The organism is Streptomyces sp. NPDC056347 (genome assembly GCF_042262625.1).
Taxonomy (GTDB): domain Bacteria; phylum Actinomycetota; class Actinomycetes; order Streptomycetales; family Streptomycetaceae; genus Streptomyces.
In genome coordinates, this window is record NZ_JBHJQP010000235.1 from 1 (window position 1) to 3,069 (window position 3,069).

At 73.0% G+C, this 3,069-nt stretch carries 2 protein-coding genes; both read right to left on the bottom strand.

What is annotated here, in order from left to right; translation table 11 throughout:
- Window positions 1–95: 95 nt before the first annotated feature.
- The gene (locus ACFCV8_RS33385) at window positions 96–1,487 is read right to left on the bottom strand and encodes an 8-oxoguanine deaminase (protein ID WP_376689256.1); all 1,392 of its coding nucleotides are present in this window, start codon (window positions 1,485–1,487) and stop codon (window positions 96–98) included.
- 45 nt (window positions 1,488–1,532) lie between these two features.
- The gene (locus ACFCV8_RS33390; RefSeq protein WP_376689257.1) at window positions 1,533–2,936 is read right to left on the bottom strand and encodes a nucleobase:cation symporter-2 family protein; all 1,404 of its coding nucleotides are present in this window, start codon (window positions 2,934–2,936) and stop codon (window positions 1,533–1,535) included.
- Window positions 2,937–3,069: the final 133 nt, after the last annotated feature.

The window sequence follows — 3,069 nt, forward strand, 5'->3', positions numbered from 1 at the left end:
CCCCCGCACCGGTTGCCGCGGACCTGGGTCGGGTCCACGGCGGCCGGTCGAGGGCCGTCCCCCTCGGCCGACGGTACGGGGTCACCGCGGGAGGGTCAGGCTCCGGCGGCGATCTGTGCCAGGCGGCGGGCCTCGTCGCGGGTCGCGCGGGCGATGGCGTCCTCGTCGGCGGTGACGAGGTGGTTGTCCTCGACGACCGGCCTGCCGTCGACGAGGGAGAGGGTGACGGGGGCCGCGGCGCCGAGGACGAGCGCGGTCACCGGGTCGGCGATGGAGGCGTGGGCGAGGGTGTCGAGCTTCCAGAGGACCAGGTCGGCGAGCTTGCCCGGCTCCAGGGAACCGATCTCGTCGGCACGGCCGAGGACCCGGGCGCCGCCGTGGGTGCCCAGGCGCAGGGCCTGACGGGCGTTCAGGGCCTTCTCGCGGTGGGCGCCGAGGCGGTTGATGAGGAGGGCGTTGCGCAGTTCGGTGTGGAGTTCGCCGGACTCGTTGGAGGCGGTGCCGTCGACGCCGAGGCCGACCGGGACCCCGGCGGCGAGCATGTCGGGCACCCGGGCGATGCCCGCGGCGAGCCGGGCGTTGGAGGAGGGGCAGTGGGCGACGCCGGTGCCGGTGCGGGCGAAGGCGGCGATGTCGGAGTCGTTCATGTGGACGCAGTGCGCCATCCACACATCGTCGCCGAGCCAGCCGGTGGATTCGAAGTAGTCGGTCGGGCCCATCCCGAAGAGCTCGTGGCAGAACTTCTCCTCCTCCACGGTCTCCGAGCCGTGGGTGTGCATGCGCACGCCCTTGCGGCGGGCCAGCTCGGCGCCCTGCCGCAGCAGTTCGGTGGAGATCGAGAACGGGGAGCAGGGTGCGGCGGCGACCTGGGTCATCGAGCCGAAGGACGCGTCGTGGTGCGCGTCGATGGCCGCCTCGGTGCCGGCCAGCGCACCGTCGAGGGACTCCACCGCGAAGTCCGGCGGCAGCCCGCCGTCCTTGACGCCGCGGTCCATGGAGCCGCGGGCGAGGGTGAAGCGTACGCCCATGTCGCGGGCGGCCCCGATGATGGCACCGGACAGGTCGCCCGCGCCGCGCGGGAAGACGTAGTGGTGGTCCATGGCGGTGGTGACCCCGCCGCGGGCCATCATCGCGAGCGATCCCTGGGCGGCGGCCCGGACCATCGGTTCGTCGATGCGCGCCCAGGTCGGGTAGAGGGCGACCAGCCAGTCGAAGAGGTTGTGGTCGGTGGCCAGGCCCCGGGTGATCCACTGGTAGAAGTGGTGGTGGGTGTTGACCAGGCCGGGGGTGGCCAGGTGCCCGGTGCCGTCGACACGGCGTACGACGTTCTCCAGGTTCCTGGGGGCCCGGCCGGCGCCGACGGACTCGATGATGTTGCCCGCGACGACGATGTGGCCGTCGGCGTACTCGGTGTCGTGGGCGTCGACCGTGGCGATGGCCACGTTCTCGATGACGATGCGGGATACGGGGTCTGCCGAAGGTGCCATGGGGCTTCCTTCCGGTGTGGGTGGCGGTACGGGCACGGCAGGACCCTAGGAGGATTTGAGTGCCGCGGCGGAGGTCGCGCCACGGGTGCCGAGATGGTGGAAGAAGAGGTTCAGCGCCACGGCGGCCAGGGCGCCCGCGCTGATGCCGGAGCCGAGCACGGTCTGCGCCCACGCCGGGAAGCCCGCGTAGAAGGCGGGGGCGGCGAGCGGGATGATGCCCGCGCCGAGCGAGACGGCGACCAGGATGATGTTGGAGCTGTCGTCGAGCCCGGCCTCGGAGAGCGTACGGATGCCGCTGACCGCGATGGAGCCGAACAGGACGATGCCCGCGCCGCCGAGGACCGGCATCGGCACCGTGGAGACGACCGCGCCGAGCACCGGGAAGAGGCCGAGGACCAGGAGCGCGCCTCCGGCCGCGGCGACGACGTAGCGGCTGCGGACGCGGGTCAGCGAGACGACGCCGACGTTCTGGGCGAACGCCGAGGTGGGGAATCCGCCGAAGACGGGGCCGAGGAGGGTGGCCAGGCCGTCGGTGCGCAGGCCGCGGGTGATGGTCCGGCCGTCGGTCTCGCGCTCGCAGATCTCGCCGATGGCGAGCATTCCGGCGCTGGACTCGGTCATCAGGACGAGCATCACCAGACAGAGCGAGATGATCGCGGCGGGCTGGAACTGGGGGGCGCCGAAGGCGAAGGGGGCTGGCAGCGCGGCGACCGGGGCCGAGCCGAGCGCGCCGAAGTCCGCCATGCCGAAGGGGATCGCCGCCAGGGTGCCGATCAGCAGTCCGAGCAGCAGGGCGACCTGTTTGACGAAGCCGCGGCCGAAGCGCTGGATCAGCAGGATGACGACCAGGGTGAAGGCGGCGAGCGCCAGGTTGTGCATGGCGCCGAAGTCGGCGGCGCTCTTGTCGCCGCCCTGGGCCCAGGCGACCGGGACCGGCATCAGGGTCACCCCGATGAGGGTGATGACGACGCCCGTGACCAGCGGCGGGAAGAAGCGCAGCAGCCGGCCGAAGAAGGGGCCGATGGCCAGGCAGAAGAGTCCGGCGACCATGACCGCCCCGTAGATGGCGGGGAGCTGGTCGCCCGAGGCGTTGGTCTCGGCGATCGCGAGCATCGGTGCGATGCCGGCCGAGGAGGCGGCGTTGACGAAGGGCAGCCGGTTGCCGGCGAGGCCCTTGACGCCGAGGGTCTGCAGGAGGGTGGCCGCACCGGCGATCAGCAGGCTCGCGGCGATGAGCCGGGTCTGCCCCGCGGTGTCGAGGCGGACGGCCTGGCCGATGATGAGCGGGGGCGTGACCACTCCCGCGTACATGGCGGCGATGTGCTGGAGCGCGGCGGGGACGAGCCGCGAGGGGTGGAGCTTCTGGTCGACCGGGTGGACCTCGGGTCCGTCCGGTGCGGTGGAACACGGGCCTTCTGTCGGCCCCTTCGGCGTTGCAGGCGTTGCCATGGCTGTTCCCTCCGGTGGCGGGCCCCCCCCCCCAGCGGGGGGGGGGGGGGGGCGCCCCCCCCCACGGGTTTGTGGTGTAGACCCGGATTTGGGGGGGCCCGGCCGCACCCCCCAGGGTTTCCGCGCACAGCAC